This window comes from Aeromonas caviae, from assembly GCF_000819785.1.
GTDB lineage: Bacteria > Pseudomonadota > Gammaproteobacteria > Enterobacterales > Aeromonadaceae > Aeromonas > Aeromonas caviae.
The window spans coordinates 147,468-168,773 of sequence record NZ_CDBK01000014.1; the positions used below are offsets into that span (position 1 = coordinate 147,468).

The window sequence follows — 21,306 nt, forward strand, 5'->3', positions numbered from 1 at the left end:
GTCTGACCGGCGGGCCGGACACGGGCCCGGGATTGTTCCAAATGGCAAAGCATTCCCGGTTTTGATTGTTCCATCCCGTGACCCATACATGGTTCAGTAAGGGCAGACAGACAGGGGGCCGGGGCATGTCGCCACTGGCCGCAGGCGGAGAATTCTCCCCCCTGTCTCGTCAGAACGAGAGGTTCACCCTCACTTTCCATCGACAGGGAGCGTTATCGCCATGAGCACCTTGGTTCACTTGCCCATCCTCGACCTGAGGCTGCTGGATGCCTCGCCCGACGCCCGGGCCGATTTTCTGGCATCGTTGCGCGATGCCGCGAGAGAGACGGGATTTTTCTACCTGACCGGCCACGGCATCGATCCCGAGCTGCAACAGGAGGTGCAGCAGCTGTCGCGGGCCTTCTTTGCGCTGCCTCTGGCGGCCAAGCAGCAGGTCGCCATGATCCACTCTCCCCATTTTCGTGGCTACAACCGACCGGGGGCGGAGCTGACCCGGGGTCAACCCGACTGGCGAGAGCAGTTTGATATCGGTGCCGATCGCCCTGCCTTGCCGCGCGCGGCGGGCGACCCGCCCTGGTGGCGGTTGCAGGGGCCGAATCAGTGGCCGGAGGCGCTGCCGACACTGCAACCCGTGCTGACGCGCTGGCGTGGGCAGATGACCCGGATGTCCCGTACCCTGCTCGGGGCTTTTGCCGAGGCGCTCGCACTGTCGCCAGATGCCTTCGATGCCCTGCACGGAGAGCGTCCCAACGAACATATCAAGCTGATCCGCTATCCCGGTGAGCGGGGCGCCACCCAGGGAGTCGGTCCCCACAAGGATTCGGGCTTCCTGAGCTTCCTGCTGCAGGATGACCAGCCCGGCCTGCAGGTGGAGGTGGCGCCGGATCACTGGATCGATGCGCTCCCGCTCCCCGGCACCTTCGTGGTCAACATCGGTGAGCTGCTGGAGCTCGCCAGCAACGGCTACCTGCGGGCGACCGTGCACCGGGTGGTGCCGTCGGCGCCGGGGCAGGAGCGTCTCTCCATCGCCTTCTTCCTGGGGGCCCAGCTCGACGCTGTGGTGCCCGTCTATCCGCTGCCCGAGGCACTGGCCCGTGAAGCCAGGGGGCCTGCCACCGACCCGCACAATCCGCTGCTGCGGGAGGTGGGCTGGAACTACCTCAAGGGGCGGCTGCGTTCTCACCCTGATGTGGCATTGCGCCACCATGCCGATCTGTTGCCGGCGCCCCGGGCGCTGGCGGTCGGCGAAACCACCCATTGATTGCATGGCAAGGAGCACAAGATGAACAAGCACGGACTGTTTTCCCTGAGCGGCCTGGTATTGGCCCTCGGACTCTCTCTCTCCGCCCAGGCAGCCCAGGCGCTGCGGGTTGCCGCGGATCCACTGCCCCATGCGGATATCCTCGGCGAGGTGAAACGCCAGGACCCTTCGCTGGATCTGCAGGTGATCGAGCTCAGTGGCGGCATCAATGCCAATGCTCTGCTGGTGGCGGGTGATGTGGATGCCAACTACTTCCAGCACGTCCCTTACCTGCGGGATCAGGAGAAGGCGCTCGGCACCGAGCTGGTGGTGGCCGCGACCGTACACGTGGAGCCTCTTGGCATCTATTCGAAGAAGTTCAAGCACCTGAGGGAGGTACCGGAAAAGGCGGTGATCGCCCTGCCCAACAATGTCACCAACCTGAGCCGGGCCCTCTATCTGTTGCAGCACGAGGGGCTCATCACCCTCAAGGCCGGCCATGAAGATCCGGCGCGGGATCTGGCGACGGTGCACGACATCGCCACCAACCCCAAGGCGCTCAGGATCCTGGAGATCGAGGCGCCGCAGCTGCCGCGCTCCCTCGACGACGTGGATCTGGCGGTGATCAATGGCAACTATGCCCTGGAGGCGGGGCTGGAGCCTGCTCGCGATGCCCTGGGGCTGGAGAGCGCCCAGAACAATCCCTACGCCAACATCCTGGTGACCACCCCGGCGCTCAAGGATGATCCGCGGATCCGCCAGTTGGCGCGGGACCTGGAGTCCAGGGCGATCGCCGACTTCATTCGCAAGAGCTACAAGGGGTCGGTGATCCCGGTGGCCGGGCGGCAGTCATGATCGTGCTGGAGGGGCTCGGCAAGCAGTACCCGGGGCACGGGCAACCCGCTCTGGAGGGGGTGTCGCTCGAGATTCCGGATGGGGCCATCTACGGCATTCTCGGGCGCAGCGGCGCGGGCAAGAGCACGCTCATTCGTTGCCTCAATCTGCTGGAGAGGCCAAGCCGGGGCCGCATCCTGTTCGATGGCCGCGACATCACGGCCCTGGAGGGGGCGGCCTTGCGCCGCCACCGTCAGGGGACCGGCATGATTTTCCAGCACTTCAATCTGCTGCACGCCCGCAGCGTGGAGGAGAACGTGGCAGTCCCGCTGGAAATCGCCGGAGTGGCGCGCCGGGAGCGGGTTGCCCGGGTCAGCGAGCTGCTGGAACTGGTGGGGCTTGGCGAGCACCGTCGCGCCTTTCCCTCCCAGTTGTCGGGGGGGCAGAAGCAACGAGTGGGCATCGCCCGCGCCCTGGCCGCCAATCCGCGCCACTTGCTCTGTGACGAGGCGACCAGTGCCCTGGATCCGGAGACCACGGAGTCGGTGCTGGCGCTGCTTGCCGACATCAACCGCCGCCTCGGGATCACCATAGTGCTCATCACCCACGAGCTGGAGGTGGTCAGGGCCATCTGCGATCACGCGGCATTGCTTGAACGGGGTCAGCTGGTGGAAAGCGGCGCTCTGCGCACCCTGCTGGCCAACCCCGACTCCCGCGTGCGGCAGGCCCTGTTGCCGGATCCCGAGATCCTGCGGCGTTTCATGGCGCGTCACGGAGTCACAGAGGAGGTGCGTTTATGCAGAGTCGCCTGAGTGTCGATGCCTTGCTCGAACTGATGTATCAGGGGTCGCTCGAAACGCTCTACATGGTGGGAGTGGCGGCCGTGTTCACCCTGCTGCTGGGGCTGCCGACCGGGGTGCTGCTGGTGGTGACCCGCCCCGGGGGCGTGCTGCCCTTGCCCCGTCTCAACATGGTGCTGGGGATCGGTATCAACATCGGGCGGTCGCTCCCCTTCGTGGTGCTCCTGATCGCCCTGATCCCCCTGACCCGGCTGGTGGTCGGCACCTCACTGGGCAGCACCGCCGCCATCGTCCCCATCACCCTGGGGGCCTTCCCCTTCTTTGCCCGGGTGGTGGAGAGCGCCCTCGATGAGGTGGACAAGGGGCGCGTCGAAGCCGTGCTCGCCATGGGGGGCAGCGGCTGGCACGTGGTCGTCAAGGCGCTGCTGCCCGAGGCCTTGCCGGCGCTGCTGGCCGGACTCACCCTGACGGTGGTGATGCTCATTGGCTTCTCCTCCATGGCAGGGGTGGTCGGTGGTGGCGGGCTCGGGGATCTGGCGATCCGCTACGGCTACCAGCGCTTTGATGACAAGGTGATGGCAGGGACAGTGGTCATGTTGCTGCTGCTGGTGCAACTGGTACAGGGGGTGGGGGACAGGCTGGTGCGGGCACTGGCCCATCGCCGCTAGGGGCACGGCTTCTCATCAGGCCGGCCGTGAGGTGCCAGCCAATAAAAAAGCGAGCCTTGGCTCGCTTTTTTTGCAATCACATCAAGGGGTCAACTTAGTTGACGCGACGCTTGAATTCACCGGTACGGGTGTCGATTTCGATCTTGTCACCGATCTCCACGAAGGCGGCAACGGCCAGCTCGTAGGAGGTGCCCTTCAGGCGGGCAGGCTTGGTCACTTTACCGGAGGTGTCGCCACGGGCGGCCGGCTCGGTGTACTCGACTTCACGCACGATGGTGGTCGGCAGTTCTACGGAGATGGCTTTCTCGTTGTAGAAAGTCACTTCGCAGAGGTCTTCCATGCCGTCTACCAGGTAGTTCAGGGCATCACCCAGGTTGTCTTTCTCGACGTCGTACTGGTTGTACTCGGTGTCCATGAAGACATACAGCGGGTCGGAGTAGTAGGAGTAGGTGCACTCTTTACGCTCCAGCTGAACGACTTCCAGCTTGTCGTCGGCCTTGAAGACGGTCTCGGTGGCGCTGCCGTTCAGCAGACCCTTCAGCTTCATCTTGACCACGGCGGAGTTACGGCCGGATTTGTTGAATTCAGCCTTCTGGACCACCATCGGCTCGGTGCCGATCATGACTACGTTACCAGCGCGGATTTCCTGTGCGGTTTTCATGTAAAAAATTCCTGTTCGTGAAACGGACGGATAAAAACTGCCAGATTATATACGGCTTTCTAAAAATTTCACCAACCTCGTGACGAGATCCCCGTCCGCCAGCAGCCTCTGTGGCCAGGTGCGCCCATGTTGCTGCCATATGGCCGCGTATTGCGGCCATTGTGCCCAGAGTTCACCGGTGTGTTCCCCCCGGTTGAGGGCATGGTTGAAGCGGCGCAGCCACTGACCGGCCGGCGCTGGCAAGGGGGAGAGGTAGTGGTCGAGAAAACCGTCCAGCTTGACCATGTGGGCATCCTCTTCCTGCTGGTAGATATGCCAGAGGAAGGGGCGCCCCGCCCACTGGGCCCGCACGAAGGAGTCCTCCCCGCGCACCAGGTTGAGATCGCAGCTCCACAGCAGGCGATCGTAGCCCCTCTGATCGGTCATCGGCAGCAGCTTGACGGTGAGGTTGCCCGCCTGGAGCAGATCTCCGGCCCTGGCACCGGGAATGGCCTCTGCCAGCCCTGCGCCGATGAGCACGTCGTCGAGGGAGCGCCCCAGCGGCAGCAGCAGGGTGACGGGGGTGACGCTCTGGCGCCAGCCCTCGACCAGGCTCCTGAGCGCCTTGCTCTCGTAGGTAAAGAGGCTGACCCGCAGCTCGTCTTCTCGTTGGGGTGGCAGGCCGAGGCTGGCCCAGTAGGCGGCCAGTCCCGCTTCATCCTGTTGCCAGCGCTCGCGCTCGACGATGAGGCCGTGCTCGCACAAGAGGCCGCCCGTTTTCTGCGTGAAACCCGGGAAGAAGAAGTACTTGTCGAGGCGCCGGCTGCCGACCTGCTGGGGCGAGGCGAGGCCATGGCAATCCTCGACCCAGCTCTCGGCCGAGAGGTATTCGAGGTTGATCCAGCAGGGGGGCGTGGTCTGCTCGGCCATGCGTTCGATAAAGGGGGCGGGCAGCTCGCAGGCAAACGCCTCGATGACCACCCTGGCCGGGGTCATGTCGGCGGGGAGGCGCTCGTGCCAGTGCTGGACATAGATGCCATCGACCCACTGACCGTCCTGTGCGGGGTCGAGCGCCGGGCAGATGCGGGCGAAGCTAACCAGATCGTCCACCCAGAGCCGCACCTGCACCTCACTCTTCTGCGCCGGGAGCACGCCTTCCTGTTTGAGCTGGCGGGCGAGTCGCCAGGTGACGCCGATGTCACCGAAGTTGTCGACGACGCAGCAGAAGATGTCCCAGTCGAAGGGGGGGAGAGGGCTTGTCATGGCGCAGGGTCCCAGATGCAAAAAAACCGGTGCGCAGGGTAGCACACCGGTTGGCTGGCTTCTAACGGTCGGCTCGGGGCCGAAGGAGGAACTTACTCCTTGCCGTAGACGTTGTTCTCCTGCTCGCGCACCCGGATGAAGGTGGTGCGTTTGGTGAGCTCTTTCAACTGGCTGGCCCCCACATAGGTGCAGGTGGATCGCACCCCGCCCAGGATGTCGCGCACCGTGTTCTCCACCGGGCCGCGGTAGGGCAGCAGCACGGTTTTGCCTTCGGAGGCGCGATACTCGGCGACGCCGCCAGCGTGCTTGTCCATGGCGCTGGCCGAGCTCATGCCGTAGAACTTCATGAAGGGCTCGCCATCGACCTCGACGATTTCACCGCCGCACTCTTCGTGAGCGGCCAGCATGCCCCCCAGCATCACGAAGTCGGCGCCGCCGCCAAATGCCTTGGCCACATCCCCCGGGCAGGTGCAGCCGCCGTCACCGACGATCTGGCCACCCAGGCCGTGGGCCGCATCGGCACACTCGATGATGGCGGAGAGCTGCGGGTAGCCGACCCCGGTCTTGACCCGGGTGGTGCAGACCGAGCCCGGGCCTATGCCCACCTTGACGATGTCGGCGCCGGAGAGGATCAGCTCCTCCACCATCTCGCCGGTCACCACGTTGCCCGCCAGGATGACGTGGTTCGGGCAGGCCTCGCGGATCTTGCGCAGAAACTCGACGAAGTGCTGGGAGTAGCCGTTGGCCACGTCCACGCAGATGAAGCGCAGGGCGCTGGACATCGCGAGGATCTGGCGTGTCTTGGTGAAGTCCTCCTCCGAGGTGCCGGTGGAGACCATCACATGACCCAGCAGGGCCTGGTCGGTCTCATTGACGAAGGTTTGCCACTGCGCAAGGCTGTAGTGCTTGTGCACCGCCGTCATCATCTCGAAGCTGGCCAGGGTACGCGCCATGGCGAAGCTGCCGACGGTATCCATGTTGGCGGCGATGACGGGCACGCCCTGCCATTGGGTCTGGGTGTGCTTGAAGGTGAACTGGCGGGTCAGGCTGACTTGGGAACGGCTCTTGAGAGTAGAGCGCTTGGGGCGAAACAGGACATCCTTGAAACCGAGCTTCAAGTCTTCTTCGATACGCATTGCGAATTCCTTATTGAGCCTTGTGTGAGAGCTCACTTTGCAGTGGCAACTTTTCGGCAGGCGCAAAAAAACCGGTGGTTTTCAGGCCCTCCGGTTTACAGCAGTGTAGGCAAAAATCCCGTCAGAACAAGACTGATAATTCACGCACCGCTGTGGTAGCCTTTGGCGTCACAACCTGAGGATGACCGCCAGCGTCATCCAGCACCCTGTTCTCCCCTCGTTTTCCTGCTGCATTCCCCACTCTCGCGCCGTACCCGGCATAGATTGTCGCCTGTTGGCACCGCGTCCAGAGCCCGCTCTCCTGCGCGCCAGAATCCGGTTGACCCGGCAGTTGGCTGTGATACATCTGGGCGCAAGACTGACAAGGCGAGAGAGCAAGATGGGCAAGAGAATGGTGGCGGCGGCCATGATGTGGGCGCTGTGCGGCAGCGCGATGGCGGCCCAGACCAGCTATGGCTGGATCGAGAAGGGGGTGCTGATGCCCTACGGAGTGGCGGTCAAGATGAAGCTCGATACCGGTGCTCTCACTTCGTCGCTGGATGCCCGCGACCTGAAGCATTTCAAGAAGGATGGCAAGCCCTGGGTGCGCTTCAACCTGGTGCTGACCGATGCCAATACCGACAAGGTGGTGCACCGGAGCGTGGAGCGACCTGTGGAGCGCAGCGTGACCGTGCGCGGGGCGGGCGGCATGGAGCAGCGCCCGACGGTGACCATGTCCGTCTGCGTCGGGGACCAGGTCTACAAGGAGTGGTTCACCCTGCGGGATCGCAGCAAGATGATCTACCCGGTGCTGCTGGGGCGCCGTCTGCTGGCGGAGCTGGGACCGGTGGATTCGAGCCGGACCTTCACTGTACAGCCCACCTGCGACTAGGGTGGTGCAGCCATGAAAAACGGGGGCCTGGCCCCCGTTTTTCATGGCGTGCGCAAAGGCTGACCCCTCATGCCTGGCGCGAGGCGGGCAGCAGCACGCTCACTTCGAGCCCCCCTTCAGGTCGATTGTGGATGTCGAGATCCGCTCCGTGAAGCTGGGCGATGCGCGAGACGATGGCCATGCCAAGGCCCACGCCATCCCCCTGCTGGGGATTGACCCGGAAGAAGCGCTCGCACAGCCGGGAGAGGGCGGCGGTGGGGATGCCGGGGCCGTTGTCCCGCACATCCACCCGGATCCGGTTGCCCACCTGGCTCACCACCACGGCGACCTCGCCGCCCACCTGGGTGTAGCGCAGCGCATTGTCGATGAGGTTGCCGAACATCAGCTCCAGCAACATTGCCTGTCCCATTACCTGCACCTGTTCGGCGCCCTCCAGGGACAGCTGCTGATCCTTTTTCAGGGCGATGGGGGCCAGGGTCGCCAGGGTGCCCTGCAACAGGGGGAACAGGGGGAGGGCGGTGAGGGCCGGGCTCTGCTGGTTGTCGATGCGGGCCTGGGTCAGCAACTGGCGGATCAGCCGATCGCTGCGATCGAGGGCCAAGAGCATCTTGCGCAGGGCCTGCTCCCGGCTCTGATCATCCTCGGCCGTCATGGCGTTCTCGCTGTGGATGCGCAGCACCGCGAGGGGGGTGCGCAGCTCGTGGGCGGCCTCGTTGGTGAACTGTTTCTCCCGATCCAGGGTGTCAGCGAGGGCGTGCATCAGCCGGTTGATCTCCCCCACCAGCGGCGTCAGCTCCTCGGCCTTGATGGCAAGATTGAGGGGGCTCAGGTTGGCGGGATGACGCTCGCCGATGGCTTGCGCCAGCTGGTGCAGCGGTGACAGCCCCCGGGTGATCAGCCACCACAGCAGACCGAGCAGGAAGGGCAGGGTGATGAAGAGGGGCAGCATGGTGAGGGTGGCCATCTTGCTGGCCAGCTCGCTGCGTTCGTCATCCCGCTCCGCCACGATGAGCCAGGTCTGTTCATCTTCGTTGTAGAGGGTAAAGGTGCGCCACTCGTGGTGATCCTTGGTTTCGCTGTTGAAGCCCCGCTCCAGGGTGGTCAACGGTTGGGCCGGGGCATTGGGCGAGCGCAGCAGCACGGCGCCCTGCTCGCTCAGCAACTGGAAGTAGAGGTTGTGCTCGAATTCATGGCCATAGGGGGTGAACTCGTTGTCCTGGCCGAACTGGAAGAAGCCGCCCTTCTCGATGTGGGGCGTCTCGGGGACGGCCTGCACCCACTCCTGGTACACGGTGCCGTTGCGCGGCAGCTCGCCGCTCTGCTTGAGATAGCGGCTGAGCAACTGGTTGGTGATGCGGGCGGACTGGGCGAGACGGGCATCAAACAGCTCTTCCATTTCGTGGTTGGCCTGCAGGTAGCCGATAAGGCCGCTGATGGCGAGGCTGAGGCTGACCAGGGCCAGGATGCCGGAGAGCAGGAAACGGCGGATGGAACGGACACGGCTCATGGGGCGGAGGCTCCTCTTGCGCCCTGGACGTCGAGCTGGGGCACGATGTAACCGACACCGCGAATGTTGCGGATGAGCTCGGGGAAAAATTTCTTGCGCAGATGGTGAATGTGCACCTCCACCGCGTTGCTCTCTGCCCCCTCGTCCCAGCCGTAGAGGCTCTGTTGCAGTTGATCCCGGCTCAATACCCGGCCGCTCTGGGTGATGAGCTCCTGCAACAGCTTGTACTCATGGGGGGTGAGCTTGACCGGCTCGCCCCGATAGGTGACCTGTTGTGACGCGGGGAAGAGCTGCAGCTCCCCGTACTCCAGCACCGCCTGGGCCTGCCCCTTGCTGCGCCGCACCAGGGCGCGCAGCCGGGCGTTGAGCTCCTGCAGGGCGAAGGGTTTGACCATGTAGTCGTCGGAGCCTGCATCCAGCCCCAGCACCCGGTCGTCCAGGGCATCACGGGCGGTCAGGATGAGCACGGGCAGGGTCTGCCCCTCCCGGCGCAACTTGCGCAGCAGGCTGATGCCGTCGATGTCCGGCAGGTTGAGATCCAGGACAAGGGCGGCAAACTCCTCGCTCTTGAGCGCCGAGAGGGCCGGCATCCCCTGCTGGAGCCAGTCCACCGTGTAGCCGCTGCTGCGCAGGGCATCCACCATGCCGTCTCCCAGCATCACATCATCTTCCACCAACAGGATCCGCATTGTTCTCTCCCTCAAACGACACTGCCCACCAGTATGCTAGCTGGTGGGCAGAGTTGAAATAGCACACTGTGCTGCTTGTATTTACAGCTTGGCGAGACGCTCGCGAATTTCCATTCTGCGGCCCTCGTCCGCCACCTCGCGGCCAGGGCGCGCCGGGGCGGCCAGGGCCTTGTCCAGATAGATCTTCGCCTGTGCCTTGTCACCCTGATCCAGCAGGAAGTCGCCGTAGAAGAAGTTGGGGTCGATGCCGGTGGGATTGATGACCAGCGCCTGCTTGAGCAGCTTCTCCGCCTTCTCGTCATCACCAAAGCCCACCGGCCAGCCCGGTACCTGATAGTAGAGGGAGCCCAGGCTGGTGTAGGCCGAGCCTTCCAGCGCCTTGGGATCCTGCTTGATGGCGATCTCGAGCTTGGCCTTGGCCTCCTTCACCAGACCAAGGGCGCCGAGGCCGCCCTTGGCCCCCGCCCAGGTGCTCTTGACGATGGCGGACCAGATCAGCAGATCGGTGCGAAATGCCTCCTTGGCGCTCGCCTCATCGGCCTTGGCACTCAGGCTCTCCAGGCAGCTCTCCTTGGCTTTTCCGGTCTGCTGGTACTGGCAGTGGGCCCACTCCTGCTGAATGGTGGGCAGGGCATCGGCGGCCTGGGCCAGACCGCTTGCCAGCAGGCCTCCCAGGGCGAGCAACAGGGGGCCGTGACCAAATCGGGGACGGAAAGTGGCGTGCTTCATCTCAATGTTCCTTCTCGTTTGTCGCACAGGCGGGATCGCTCCTGTGATCGGGGGCTGGGGAGGCGGTGCGGCGGGCGTGGCGCTCGATGATCGGGCGCTGCTTGGCCAGGGCCATGTCCACCAAGGCGGGCAGCAGGCCGTTGAGCCGCACAAAGAGCTTTTCCGGCCAGCCGAGCCAGCGGCGGCGTGTCTCGTTGCACAAGGCGATGACGGCCTCCTCGGCCACGTCCTGTGGGCTGTCGGTCCGGGTGCCGAGCTCGGCATTCATGGCATAGGCCGCCTCGGAGTTGAGGTGGGTGCGGGTGGCACGGGGGGCAAAGTGCAGCACCTTGATGCCGGTTCCCTCCAGCTCCCGCCCCAGGGACTCGCTGAAGCCGCGCATGGCGAACTTGCTGGCGCAATAGACGCTGTAGCCGGCAAAACCGATGGCCCCGAGGCTGGAGCCGATGTTCATGATGATGGCGGGCTTGCGCAGCCGGGGCAGCAGGGCCCGGGTGAGCTGGATGGGCGCCTCGACGTTGAGCAGCAACTGGCGTGTCACCTGCTCGCTGCTCTGATCTTCCAGCCAGGCGAACTGGTTGCAGCCCGCACTGTTGATGAGCACGTCCAGCCCCTCGTCCAGGGCCGGATGTTGCAGCAGCTGCGCCCGCTCATGGGGAGAGCCGAGATCGGCCGTCACCGTCTGGTGGCGATCCGGATGAGGCAGCTCCCGGCGCAGGCGCTCCAGGGCGCTGGCCCGACGACCGTGCAGCAGCAGATGGGCACCCTGGGCCGCCAGTTCATGGGCCAGGGCTTCACCAATGCCGCCACTGGCGCCAGTCAGCAGTATGCGTTTGCCTTCAAGCTTCATTGGCAGGATCCCGTGAGCTGATAGAGCATGTCGCCATAGAGGCGGTAGACCACCTTGGCGGCGTGAATGATGGCGGCCTGATCGGCGGCATCTTCCACCCGGTTCATCAGGGATTCGAAGAACTTGAGGTGCTCCTGGTCCAGGGCCCCGTGGGAGCTCAGGTAGCTCATGGCCTGGGGCGGCAGACCCAGACCGCTCTTGAGCTGGTCGGCGACGGTCAGGGCGATGGCGACGCTGGTGCCTTCCAGCACCTGCACCATGCCGAAGAAGCCCATGGGGTTGCCGCGCTGGATCTGATCGTAGAGGAAGGCCACCATCAGCTCGATGGGCAGGCCCGGCTGGCCGTGGCGCACCGCCTCGGCATCACCGCCGCAGGCACGGATGTCGTTCAGGATCCACTCCTGATGGCCGTACTCCTCGTCAATGTACTCCCTGATGGCGCCTCGCACCCATTCGTACTCCTGCCCCAGTTTGCCGCCGGTGGCCATCAGGAGCGGCACCGTGTGGCGCACGTGGTAGTAGGCTTGTGCCAGGAAGGCGAGGTAGGTGTCACGGCTGATGTCGCCGCGGCGGCAGGCCTCGATGATGGGGGCGTTGAACAGGCGTTCGCGTTCGCAGGCGGTGGCTTGTTGCAGGGTCTGGTAGAAGCTCATGAGGTCTCTCCTGTGAGGCATTGGCTGATCTGCCGGGAAAAATGGTGATAAATCTCGTTGCGACGGGGGCGCCCGTTGGCCGTCAGCAGGCCAGGGAGCTGATCCAGGGCGACCGGCAACCAGTGATGGATGCGGGCGTAATCGGGCAACTGCTGGTTGAGCCGGGCAATCTGCTCTGGCAATTGGGACTGGCTGCCCGGCAGCGGCTGGATAAGGGCCACGTTGGCGGGCTGACCGTCACCGAAGATGACGATGCGGGCGATGGCCGGGCAGAGCTGGGCCTGGGCTTCCACCCACTCCGGGGAGAAGTTGCGACCAAAGGCGGTGATCTGCACGTTCTTCTTGCGCCCCGTGATATGGAGATAGCCCTCCTCGTCGATCCGACCTAGATCCCCTGTGGCGATCTGGCTGCCCGTCTCGCCCTCTTCCCCTAGGTAGCCCAGCATGGCGCTGCCGCTGACCATGACTTCGCCGTCTGCGGCGATCGTCACCTGGCAGTGGGGCAGGGGCAGGCCGACGCTGCCGGGACGATCCCCGTGGGGGCCGTTCAGGGCGACCACGGAGCCGCATTCGGAGAGACCGTATCCCTCATAGACCGGCAGCCCCGCCGCACGGGCGTGAGCGATGAGTTCGGGGGCGACCTTGCCGCCGCCCACGGCGACGAAGCGCAGGGTGCCGAGCTGTGTTGCCAGGGCAGGGGTATTGAGGCACAGGGCCAGCAGCAGGCGCAGCAACTCGGGGACCAGCACCAGGCTGTGGCTGGGCCAGCGCAGCAGTGCCTGGGCCAGGGCCGCAGGATCCAGCTTGCTGGAGCCCGAGAAGCCGAGTTCCCCCAGGGAGGGGATGCGGCTGCAGGCGCCGGTCAGCAGCGGTACATACAAGCCGGTCAGGTTCTCCAGCAAGGTGGTGAGGGGCAGCAGGGTCAGGTGTTTCTCAACCCGGGCAGGGGCCACCCGCAGGGCAAGGGATCCGCAGACCGCCGTCATCTGTTCCAGCGACAGGCAGACGCCCTTGGGTTGCCCCGTGGTGCCCGAGGTATAGGTGATCTTGGCGGTGCCTGCAGGCAGCTCGGGGAGGCGGGCCGGGATGCGGCGCCACAGGGGCACGGCCTGTTCATCGGGCCTGCCTGCCATGAGCACGAGGGGCGAGGCGGACTGCCACCCCTGGTGCTCCGGGCCGACCAGGGCGTCTGCTCCGCTGCTTTCAAGCAGCCACGTCTGCTGCGCCGGACTGAAGAAGTGGGGAACCGGGATGACCACGATGCCGGCCCAGGTGCAGGCGAGATCGATCAGCGCCCAGGGCAGGCCGTTGTCGAGTTGCAGGGCCAGGCGGCGGATGCCGGCCCCTTGCAGCACGCCTGCCAGTTGCTGGATCTGCTGCCACAGGCTCTGGTAATCCAGCTCACCCTGGCTGCCTAGCAGCGCAGGCTGGCGCGGGGTCTGGCTGGCATGGTGGGCGATGGTGTCGAACAGCGTCATTGCGCGCACCTCCTGTCGATGTCGGCATGGTTAAAAAGGCGGGGCATGGGCCCCAGCAGGTTGAGCAGCAGGCTGCTCTGTGCGAGCACCTCGCGCCCCTGGTTGATGTCGCCTGCCATCACCTTGGGCTGGCAGCGGTAGTATTCGCCCCAGGCGCTGGCATCCTCTCCCACCTGATGGGCCTGGGCGGGGGCCAGCTCCACCGGGTTGAGACGCAGGCGGGTAAAGCTGTTGCGCAGCTTGGCGGTGCCGGTGAACACCACGTAGTCCAGGGCGTTGTCACACAGCAGACGGCACAGCGCGGCAAACATCAGGCGGGCGTGACCCGGTTCGCTGCAGGCAAGATTGCCCACTTCGATGATGCGGTGGCGGGCCGGACGGACCCCGAGACGGGTCTCGATGGCGGCCTCGACAGGCTGCTCCAGATATTGCTCCAGATAGAGCGGTTGCTCGTGCTCGCCATGGCAGGCCTGGTTGAGGCCGCAGGCACCGACCAGCACGCCATCTGCCCGGTAGAGCCCGAGCAGGCAGGGCAGAAAATGGGGAATGCGGGCGTTGAACTCGAGGGTGTAGGCGGCCTGGATATAGGTTTGCAGCGCCATGACCTGCTGCGGGGATTCGGCCAGGATCAACCGGTAGGGGGCTTGGATCTCGATGGTCATGGTTGGCTCCTTCTCTTGCGATGGGATGAGAGTAAAAGGGCAAACTTAAGAAACCCTTAAGGCGCAAAAAAAGACGAAAAAAACTGGCGGGGGGTGAACGGGGGCCGATGGGGGCACTAGACAAAACAGTTGCCAGCAGCGGGCGTGGCAGGCAATCTGCCCCGCTGTCGCCACCCGAGGAGCTGCCATGTCATCCCCTGTTCACTGTCCCCTGTGTCTCTCCCCTCGGCACCATGCCCTGCCGGTGGCGGGCAAGGGCTATTATCGCTGCCTGGCGTGCGAGCTGGTCTGGATGGACGAGGCGGACCACCTGGACGAGGGGGCCGAGAAGGCGGTCTATGACGGGCACGACAACCGGGTGGATGATCCCCGCTACCGGGCCTTTCTGATGCGCGCCTTTGGCGAGGTGCTGGCCCGGGTGTCGCCTCCTGCCAGCGGCCTCGATTTTGGCTGCGGCCCCGGGCCCGCCCTCATCGCCATGGGGCGGGAGGCGGGCTTCGAGATGGCGGGCTACGACAAGTTCTATGCCGACGATCCCGAGTGCCTGACAAGGCAATATGACTTCATCACCAGCACCGAGGTGATAGAGCACATCGCCACCCCCCGCGCCGTGCTGGACACGCTCTGGGGCTGTCTCAAGCCCGGCGGGGTGCTGGTGTTGCAGACCCAGCGGGTGCTGGGGGACGAGCGCTTCAAGACCTGGCGCTATCGCCACGATCCCACCCACATCGTCTTCTTCGCCGAGGCCTCGTTCCGTGCCCTGGCGGTCCGCTGGCAGGCAGCGGTCGAGTTTCCTCATGCCGATGTGGCGGTGTTCACCAAACCCTGAGCCGGGCGTTTTCATTTGGCCATGAGTTGGGCATGCTGGTGGCCTGATACCCAGGAACGGATGCCCCTATCTCCATGTCGATCCCCCACCTCTCATTGCAAGACGCTCGCCACCTGCAGCTGGTGGCCCAGGGGCTGCTGACCCCGCGACGCGCCAGAGCAACCCCCGCCGACCTGCTCGCCTGCATTCGCCGCATGGCGTTGCTGCAGATAGACACCATCTCCGTGGTGGCTCGCAGCCCCTATCTGGTGCTGTTCAGCCGTCTCGGCCACTACGATCCGCGCTGGCTGGAACAACTGCTGGCCGATGGTGACCTCTTCGAATACTGGGCCCACGAGGCCTGTTTCGTCCCCCGGGAAGATTACCGGCTGCTGCGCCATCGCATGCTGGATCCCGCCGCCATGGGCTGGAAGTTCTCCGCCCAGTGGCTCAAGACCCACGGCGGCGAGATAGCGCAGATAGTGGAGCGCATTCGCCAGGATGGCCCGGTGCGGGCGGCAGACTTCGAGCGCAAGGGGGACAAGGGCAACGGCTGGTGGGACTGGAAGCCCGAAAAGCGCCACCTGGAGGTGCTGTTTACCGCAGGCCAGCTGATGGTGCGCGAACGGCGCAATTTCCAGCGGGTCTACGATCTCGCCGAGCGGGTCATGCCGGAGTGGAATGACGAGCGGGATCTGCCGAGTCCTGATCTCGCCCGGCGGGACATGGTGCGAGCCAGTTGCCGGGCGCTGGGGCTGGTCAAGACCGGCTGGGTGGCGGATTACTATCGCCTTAAACGGGGGAAATACGACGCCCTGCTCCACCAGCTGGCGGACGAGGGGGAGCTGTTGCCGGTACGAGTGGAGGGGTGGCAGCACGGAGCCTTCGTTCACGCCTCCCTGGCCGATGAACTGGACCGGGCCCAGGCGGGCTCCCTCAAGGCGAGCCACACCGCCGTGCTCTCGCCCTTTGACCCGCTGGTGTGGGATCGCAAGCGGGCCAGCGAGTTGTTTGGTTTTGACTATCGCATCGAGTGCTATACCCCGGCCCCCAAGCGCCAGTACGGTTATTTCGTGCTGCCGTTGCTGCATCGCGGCAAGCTGGTGGGCAGGATGGACGCCAAGGCCCATCGCAAGGAGGGGGTGTTTGAGGTCAAGAGCCTCTATCTGGAAGACGGGATCAGGGTGACCCGGACCCTGGCCCAGGATCTGGGCAAGGCCATCCAGAAGCTGGCGGAGTGGCACCAGACCCCGCTGGTGCGTTATGGCAACGTTCCTGCTCCCTTGTTGGCTCAATGGCAGGAGGTGGCACGCTGAGGAAGGACGCCTACCCTCGCATCAAGCCGGGCAGCACCAGCGCAACGGCCGCGGTGATGCGCGCGCGGATGTCGCTGCCCGGCGCCAGCAAGCCGAGCGCCATCTGGCGCAGCGGCTCCGCCATGGTCATCGCCAGCAACAGATCGCTGGTCTGGGCGGTGTCCAGCTCCCGAAGCCAGCCCAGTTGCTGCTGGCGCTGTAGCCACGCCGCCAGCGTCGCCCTGCCGCGGGCAATACCGTTCTCCTGATAGGCCGCCAGCAGGGCATCCCGCCCCGCGAACTCATGCTGCAGCAGCCGGAACATGCCCACCGCCGGTGCGCTCAGCACCTGTCCCGCTATGGCCTGCAAGCCCAGCTCCAGCATCTCCCCTAGGGCTCCTGGATGAGCGGCATCCTGCTCGAAGGCCGGCTGGAAGGCATCGGTCCAGCTGCGCACCGCCTGCGCCACCAGCTCGTCGCGATTGGCGGCGAAGCGGTAGAGGGTCTTCTTGGCAACTCCCGCCTCTTTGGCCACCGCATCCACGGTCGCAGCGCCGTAGCCTCCCTTGAGCAACAAAGTCAGCGTCGCCTCGGCGAGGGCGGCGCGCAGGTCGGCTTCCGGGGTGACCGGACGGCCTCGTGAGCGTGTTTCTTCATCGTTCGGGTGTGACATATGGGCTCCTGGAAAGCATTGACAGACCCAGCATACAGGCATAGCGTAATTTAAGAAACGAACTTCGTTTCCTAAATTTATGGGAGTCATATCATGCATCCTTCTGCCCTGTTTGCCCCTTGGGGCGTCAATGACATCAACGAGTTGCTCAGCCCGCAACCCCTTCGCCTGGAAATGGGTCTGACCCGCAGCACCGACGGCCTGCTGACGGTCGCCATCCGCACCGATCTGCACGGCTGCAAGGGGCGCATGCTGGATTGGTGGTTCACCTTCTTCGAGACGACCCAGCACATCAGGTGGTGGCACCCGCACGATCATGTCGAGCACCGGGGCTGGGATCATCACTGGAAAAAAGGGGAGCGCTTCGTTGGAGCCAGCATAGAGGCGGTGGAGTGGCTTGCCGAGCTGCCGCCGGTGGCAGCTCGCCTCAAGTTCCACAGCGCCGAAGAGGTGTTCGCCCCGCAATCGCTACACGAGGCGCGGGAGACGCAGGCTCTCTCTGCCGCCATCTGCGCCCGTATCGGCTTTGGCGATGAGGTGGCGCTGGATGAGCAGGGGGCGCCGCTGGATGGCGAGATGTTGCACCTGGCGCGCGATACCCCATACGGCTGTGTGCTGCGCAGCCGCTTCCTGCTGGGCAAGGCCTGCACCAATCCGCTTGACGAGGTGCCGGACGAGATAGGCTTCAACCTGATGCGCCACTGCTACAGCGAATTCAGCTATCTGGCGCAGTTTCTGCCGTCGCTCTACTACGCGGAAAACGGCCGTGAGCCGGCACCGAGGCTCTGGTGAAGGATGCCGAACGAGTGCGCAGGACAGCTGCCGGATGGAGATGAGCCGCGGAAGATGGTCATAAAAAAACCGGGCACTGGGCCCGGTTTGTTATGCAGTCAGGATGTGCTTACTGGAGCACCAGCACCATCAGCAGACCGACGGTGATGGCGGACACCAGGAAGGCGAAGCCATAGAACACATAGTGGTGCAGCTTGGTGGTGTGGATCCCCAGATCATGCAGGCCGTGGTAGATGCGGTGCATGCCGTGCCAGACGGGCAGGGCGATAATGACCAGCAGGATGCAGGCACCCCACCAGGAGCTGGCGAATGCCAGCACGCGCTCGTAGCTCATGGTCTCCACGTCCATGATACCCATGGGCACCAGCAGACCTGTGATGAGGACAATGACCGGCAGCAGCATGGCAACCACCATGCCACCCGCACCAAACAGACCCCAGTAAATTGGCTCGTCAGAACGTCTCATATTTTTTCCTCAAATCATGATTGAGTGATCGTGGCCAACGTTTCTGAGTGAGAGCCCGGTACCAAACAGACACCAATAACCGGGTTCGTCAGAACGTCTTATGGTTTTCTCCTCAGGCCACGATGATCAGGACAAGCAGGGATACCGCCGCCAGCGCCACATACTGGGCGATGACGATCGGCTTCTCCGGCACCAGGTCTTCGCCACGGAAGATGCGCATGGCTTTCGGGGCCAGGGCGAACCAGGTCTTGGCGTGGAACAGGCAGGCTGCCAGGGCGATGACGTGGAACAGGATGGCAATGGGGCTCTGCAGGGATTCCAGCCAGCCATTGAATGCCTCCTGACCCTGTACCAGCCGCAGCAGACCCCACATCAGCACGACGGCGTAGATGGAGACGAAGATGCTGGTGCCTTCGCGGATCATGTAACCGGTGTAGAAGGCATTCTTCAGCCACCAGTCTTTTTTCATCTCGCGCACGTAAGGCTTACGTTTGCTCTCAGTGTTGTTCATGGTCTCACTCCTGGTCTCAATCCGGCTTGAACATGGCGATCATGTAGTCCTTGGCGCTCTCGACCTTGCCAAGCTGGATGGCGGCGGCCGGATCCACGCCTTTCGGGCACACTTCGGAGCAGTAGCCCACGAAGGTACAGCCCCAGACGCCCTCGTCCTGGCTGATGATCTTCATCCGCTCCTTGGACGCGCTGTCGCGATTGTCGGCGTTGTAGCGATAGGCCAGTGCCAGGGCCGCCGGACCGGTGAACTTCTTGTTGATGCCATATTGCGGGCAGGCCGCGTAGCACAGACCGCAGTTGATGCACATGGAGAACTGGTGATACTTCGCCATGTCAGCCGGGGTCTGGGTGTACTCGCCATCGCACAGGTTGCGCGGCTCGGACGGGATGATGTAGGGCTTGATGCTCTCCAGCTTCTCGATGAAGTCGGACATGTCGACCACCAGATCGCGCTCGATCGGGAAGTTGTTGAGCGGCTCTATGGTCATTTTGCCCGGCAGGTAGTCGCGCAGGAAGGTCTTGCAGCCCAGCTTGGGAATGCCGTTGACCATCATGCCGCAGGAGCCGCAGATCGCCATCCGGCAGGACCAGCGGAAGCTCAAGGTGGAGTCCAGATGATCCTTGATGTATTGCAGCGCATCCAGCAGGGACATCTCTTTGAGGTAGGGCACCTGGAAGGTCTGCATCCAGGGCTCGTTATCCTGCTCGGGACGGTAGCGCAGGATTTCAATTTCGATCATCTCAGCCATTCTTCTTAGCCTCGTCTTGTTTCTCACCCTCGGAACCGTATACGCGTTTCGCCGGTTGGGATTTAGTGATCTTCACATCGGAGTAATCGATGGTCGGGGCCCCTTCACCGTTGTAGAAGGAGAGAGTGTGCTTGAGGAAGTTGACGTCATCGCGCTCCTCGTAACCGTCCAGACGCTGGTGGGAACCGCGGGACTCTTTGCGGTTGATGGCGGAGTGCGCCATGGCTTCCGCCACGTCCAGCATGTAGCCCAGCTCGATGGCGTACAGCAGGTCGGTGTTGAAGACCGAGGACTTGTCGTTGATCTTGATCTTCTTGTAACGGGCTTTCAGCTCGTTGATCTTGTCGATGGTGCCCTGCATCAGCTCTTCGGTACGGTAGATACCGACACCGGCTTCCATGGACATGCCCAGTTCGTTGCGGATATCCGCCGGGTTTTCGGTGCCGTCGATGTCCAGCAGGGAGAGGTGCTGCTTGATGAGCGCCTCGGCCTTGGCGACCAGCGCCTGGGTGTTGCCGTGTTGCTGGGTGGCGGCAAACTCGGCTGCCTGCTCACCGGCCACCTTGCCGAAGACCACGATCTCGGACAGGGAGTTGGAACCCAGACGGTTGGCGCCGTGCAGACCGACGGAGGCACATTCGCCAGCGGCATAGAGACCGGCCAGACGAGTGGCGCACTTGCCGTCGGTTTCGATGCCACCCATGGTGTAGTGGGCGGTCGGACGTACCGGAATCGGCTCTTTTACCGGATCCACACCCACGTAGGCCTTGGCCAGTTCGCAAATGAAGGGCAGACGCTCTTTCAGGTACTTCTCGCCAAGGTGGCGCAGGTCGAGGTGAACCACGTCGCCCATGGGGCCCTGGATAACGCGGCCTTTTTGCTGCTCCTGCCAGAAGGCCTGGGAGAGACGGTCGCGCGGACCCAGCTCCATGTGCTTGTTCTTCGGCTGGCCGACCGGGGTTTCCGGGCCCAGACCGTAATCTTGCAGGTAGCGATAGCCATCCTTGTTGAGCAGGATGCCACCCTCACCACGACAACCTTCGGTCATCAGGATGCCGGTGCCCGGCAGACCGGTCGGGTGATACTGGACGAACTCCATGTCCCGCAGCGGTACGCCGTGGCGGTAGGCCAGGGCCATGCCGTCACCGGTGACGATGCCACCGTTGGTGTTGTAGCGATAGACACGACCTGCGCCGCCGGTGGCCAGCACCACGGACTTGGCCTGGATGAAGCGGGTGATGCCGTTCTGGATGTCAAAGGTGACGACACCCTGGACACGGCCATCTTCCACGATGAGATCCAGACAGAAGTGCTCGTCGAAGCGCTTGATGGTCGGGTACTTGATGGAGGTCTGGAACAGGGTGTGCAGGATGTGGAAGCCGGACTTGTCGGCGGCGAACCAGGTGCGGGGGATCTTCATCCCGCCGAAACGGCGCACGTTGGCCTTGCCGTCCGGTTTGCGGCTCCAGGGGCAACCCCAGTGCTCCAGCTGGATCATCTCGTTGGTGGCGTTGTTGACGAAGTACTCGACTACGTCCTGCTCACACAACCAGTCACCACCGGAGACGGTGTCGTTGAAGTGGTTTTCCAGGGAGTCGTCATCACGAACGACGCCTGCGGCGCCACCTTCGGCGGCCACGGTGTGGCTGCGCATCGGATAGACCTTGGAAATCAGGGCGATCTCCAGCTCCGGGTGGGCTTCTGCAATGGCGATTGCGGCACGCAGGCCACCGCCACCGGCACCGATGATGGCAACATCGGTCTTGATAATATCCACATCTGCCTCCTTAGGGATAGATTTGCTGGGCACGATTTTGCTCTATGAAAAAAATTCAGGCTTGATGCAAGTCAAACTGCTTTGTTTTAGTGCTTGGCAACGGTGATTTTTATTACAACCACCCCATTCCTTGGATGAAAATGCCGTCATTATCGCCATCCATCAGTGATCTGGATCAGCCGTACTCGCTACTCTGGTGATTTTAACTCCAAG

General features: G+C 63.8%; 23 protein-coding genes. 8 read left to right on the top strand and 15 right to left on the bottom strand.

Annotated features, from left to right (window positions below):
- The first annotated feature begins 220 nt into the window (after positions 1-220).
- Genes BN1120_RS02040 through BN1120_RS02055 form a run of 4 tightly spaced genes read left to right on the top strand, consistent with a single transcriptional unit; the run spans position 221 to position 3,542 of the window.
- On the top strand, positions 221-1,261 hold the full coding sequence (locus BN1120_RS02040) for an isopenicillin N synthase family dioxygenase (protein WP_042014516.1): 1,041 nt from the start codon (positions 221-223) through the stop codon (positions 1,259-1,261).
- A gap of 21 nt (positions 1,262-1,282) precedes the next feature.
- Positions 1,283-2,095, top strand: coding sequence for a MetQ/NlpA family ABC transporter substrate-binding protein (locus BN1120_RS02045; protein ID WP_042014517.1), 813 nt, complete (start codon positions 1,283-1,285; stop codon positions 2,093-2,095).
- The gene (locus BN1120_RS02050) at positions 2,092-2,886 is read left to right on the top strand and encodes a methionine ABC transporter ATP-binding protein (protein WP_080767849.1); all 795 of its coding nucleotides are present in this window, start codon (positions 2,092-2,094) and stop codon (positions 2,884-2,886) included. Before BN1120_RS02045 ends, BN1120_RS02050 begins: the two co-directional genes overlap by 4 nt.
- Positions 2,871-3,542, top strand: coding sequence for a methionine ABC transporter permease (locus tag BN1120_RS02055; RefSeq protein ID WP_010673787.1), 672 nt, complete (start codon positions 2,871-2,873; stop codon positions 3,540-3,542). Before BN1120_RS02050 ends, BN1120_RS02055 begins: the two co-directional genes overlap by 16 nt.
- Positions 3,543-3,636: 94 nt before the next feature.
- On the opposite strand, the gene efp is transcribed toward BN1120_RS02055, so the two are convergent.
- The 3 genes from efp to BN1120_RS02070 form a co-directional block, all read right to left on the bottom strand.
- Positions 3,637-4,203 (bottom strand): elongation factor P, encoded by a 567-nt coding sequence (gene efp, locus BN1120_RS02060; protein WP_010673788.1) that lies wholly within the window; start codon positions 4,201-4,203, stop codon positions 3,637-3,639.
- A gap of 45 nt (positions 4,204-4,248) precedes the next feature.
- Positions 4,249-5,445 (bottom strand): elongation factor P maturation arginine rhamnosyltransferase EarP, encoded by a 1,197-nt coding sequence (gene earP, locus BN1120_RS02065; protein ID WP_042014519.1) that lies wholly within the window; start codon positions 5,443-5,445, stop codon positions 4,249-4,251.
- Positions 5,446-5,537: 92 nt separating this feature from the next.
- Positions 5,538-6,581: a GMP reductase gene (locus BN1120_RS02070; RefSeq protein ID WP_042014520.1), complete on the bottom strand. Its 1,044-nt coding sequence runs from the start codon at positions 6,579-6,581 to the stop codon at positions 5,538-5,540.
- A 391-nt stretch (positions 6,582-6,972) separates the two neighbouring features.
- On the opposite strand from BN1120_RS02070, the gene rloA3 reads away from it, so the two are divergent.
- On the top strand, positions 6,973-7,452 hold the full coding sequence (rloA3, locus tag BN1120_RS02075; protein ID WP_223919489.1) for a retropepsin-like aspartic peptidase RloA3: 480 nt from the start codon (positions 6,973-6,975) through the stop codon (positions 7,450-7,452).
- 67 nt (positions 7,453-7,519) lie between these two features.
- Here rloA3 and BN1120_RS02080 read toward each other — a convergent pair whose 3' ends face one another.
- From BN1120_RS02080 to BN1120_RS02110, 7 genes are all read right to left on the bottom strand, one after another.
- Entirely contained in the window at positions 7,520-8,959 is a 1,440-nt protein-coding gene (locus BN1120_RS02080; RefSeq protein WP_039039559.1) for an ATP-binding protein, read from the bottom strand.
- Positions 8,956-9,648 (bottom strand): response regulator, encoded by a 693-nt coding sequence (locus BN1120_RS02085; RefSeq protein ID WP_041215642.1) that lies wholly within the window; start codon positions 9,646-9,648, stop codon positions 8,956-8,958. The genes BN1120_RS02080 and BN1120_RS02085 overlap by 4 nt, the downstream gene beginning before the upstream one ends.
- An 81-nt stretch (positions 9,649-9,729) precedes the next feature.
- Positions 9,730-10,377, bottom strand: coding sequence for a tetratricopeptide repeat protein (locus BN1120_RS02090; protein ID WP_042014523.1), 648 nt, complete (start codon positions 10,375-10,377; stop codon positions 9,730-9,732).
- Position 10,378: 1 nt separating this feature from the next.
- The gene (locus BN1120_RS02095; protein ID WP_039039562.1) at positions 10,379-11,227 is read right to left on the bottom strand and encodes an SDR family oxidoreductase; all 849 of its coding nucleotides are present in this window, start codon (positions 11,225-11,227) and stop codon (positions 10,379-10,381) included.
- Positions 11,224-11,880, bottom strand: coding sequence for a TenA family transcriptional regulator (locus BN1120_RS02100; RefSeq protein WP_039039563.1), 657 nt, complete (start codon positions 11,878-11,880; stop codon positions 11,224-11,226). Before BN1120_RS02100 ends, BN1120_RS02095 begins: the two co-directional genes overlap by 4 nt.
- Positions 11,877-13,358 carry an AMP-binding protein gene (locus tag BN1120_RS02105; protein ID WP_042014524.1) on the bottom strand — a complete coding sequence of 494 codons (1,482 nt, stop codon included), beginning with the start codon at positions 13,356-13,358 and terminating at the stop codon, positions 11,877-11,879. Before BN1120_RS02105 ends, BN1120_RS02100 begins: the two co-directional genes overlap by 4 nt.
- Complete coding sequence (locus tag BN1120_RS02110) at positions 13,355-14,020, bottom strand: thermostable hemolysin (RefSeq protein WP_042014526.1); 666 nt, start codon at positions 14,018-14,020, stop codon at positions 13,355-13,357. The genes BN1120_RS02105 and BN1120_RS02110 overlap by 4 nt, the downstream gene beginning before the upstream one ends.
- A 187-nt stretch (positions 14,021-14,207) precedes the next feature.
- Between BN1120_RS02110 and BN1120_RS02115 the strand changes: the two genes are divergently transcribed.
- Entirely contained in the window at positions 14,208-14,849 is a 642-nt protein-coding gene (locus BN1120_RS02115) for a class I SAM-dependent methyltransferase (protein WP_042014528.1), read from the top strand.
- A 74-nt stretch (positions 14,850-14,923) separates the two neighbouring features.
- Positions 14,924-16,144 (top strand): winged helix-turn-helix domain-containing protein, encoded by a 1,221-nt coding sequence (locus tag BN1120_RS02120; RefSeq protein WP_042014530.1) that lies wholly within the window; start codon positions 14,924-14,926, stop codon positions 16,142-16,144.
- Positions 16,145-16,154: 10 nt separating this feature from the next.
- Here BN1120_RS02120 and BN1120_RS02125 read toward each other — a convergent pair whose 3' ends face one another.
- Positions 16,155-16,796, bottom strand: coding sequence for a TetR/AcrR family transcriptional regulator (locus BN1120_RS02125; protein WP_042014531.1), 642 nt, complete (start codon positions 16,794-16,796; stop codon positions 16,155-16,157).
- Positions 16,797-16,889: 93 nt separating this feature from the next.
- On the opposite strand from BN1120_RS02125, the gene BN1120_RS02130 reads away from it, so the two are divergent.
- Positions 16,890-17,588 carry a DAPG hydrolase family protein gene (locus tag BN1120_RS02130; RefSeq protein WP_042014532.1) on the top strand — a complete coding sequence of 233 codons (699 nt, stop codon included), beginning with the start codon at positions 16,890-16,892 and terminating at the stop codon, positions 17,586-17,588.
- A gap of 109 nt (positions 17,589-17,697) precedes the next feature.
- Here BN1120_RS02130 and frdD read toward each other — a convergent pair whose 3' ends face one another.
- The 4 genes from frdD to frdA all read right to left on the bottom strand — a co-directional run bounded on the left by frdD (position 17,698) and on the right by frdA (position 21,093).
- Positions 17,698-18,054 (bottom strand): fumarate reductase subunit FrdD, encoded by a 357-nt coding sequence (gene frdD, locus BN1120_RS02135; protein ID WP_010673803.1) that lies wholly within the window; start codon positions 18,052-18,054, stop codon positions 17,698-17,700.
- A 112-nt stretch (positions 18,055-18,166) separates the two neighbouring features.
- Positions 18,167-18,565 (bottom strand): fumarate reductase subunit C, encoded by a 399-nt coding sequence (locus BN1120_RS02140; protein WP_010673804.1) that lies wholly within the window; start codon positions 18,563-18,565, stop codon positions 18,167-18,169.
- Positions 18,566-18,581: 16 nt separating this feature from the next.
- Positions 18,582-19,316 carry a succinate dehydrogenase/fumarate reductase iron-sulfur subunit gene (locus tag BN1120_RS02145; RefSeq protein ID WP_005298338.1) on the bottom strand — a complete coding sequence of 245 codons (735 nt, stop codon included), beginning with the start codon at positions 19,314-19,316 and terminating at the stop codon, positions 18,582-18,584.
- Positions 19,309-21,093: a fumarate reductase (quinol) flavoprotein subunit gene (gene frdA, locus BN1120_RS02150; RefSeq protein ID WP_010673806.1), complete on the bottom strand. Its 1,785-nt coding sequence runs from the start codon at positions 21,091-21,093 to the stop codon at positions 19,309-19,311. The genes BN1120_RS02145 and frdA overlap by 8 nt, the downstream gene beginning before the upstream one ends.
- Between the last annotated feature and the right edge of the window lie 213 nt (positions 21,094-21,306).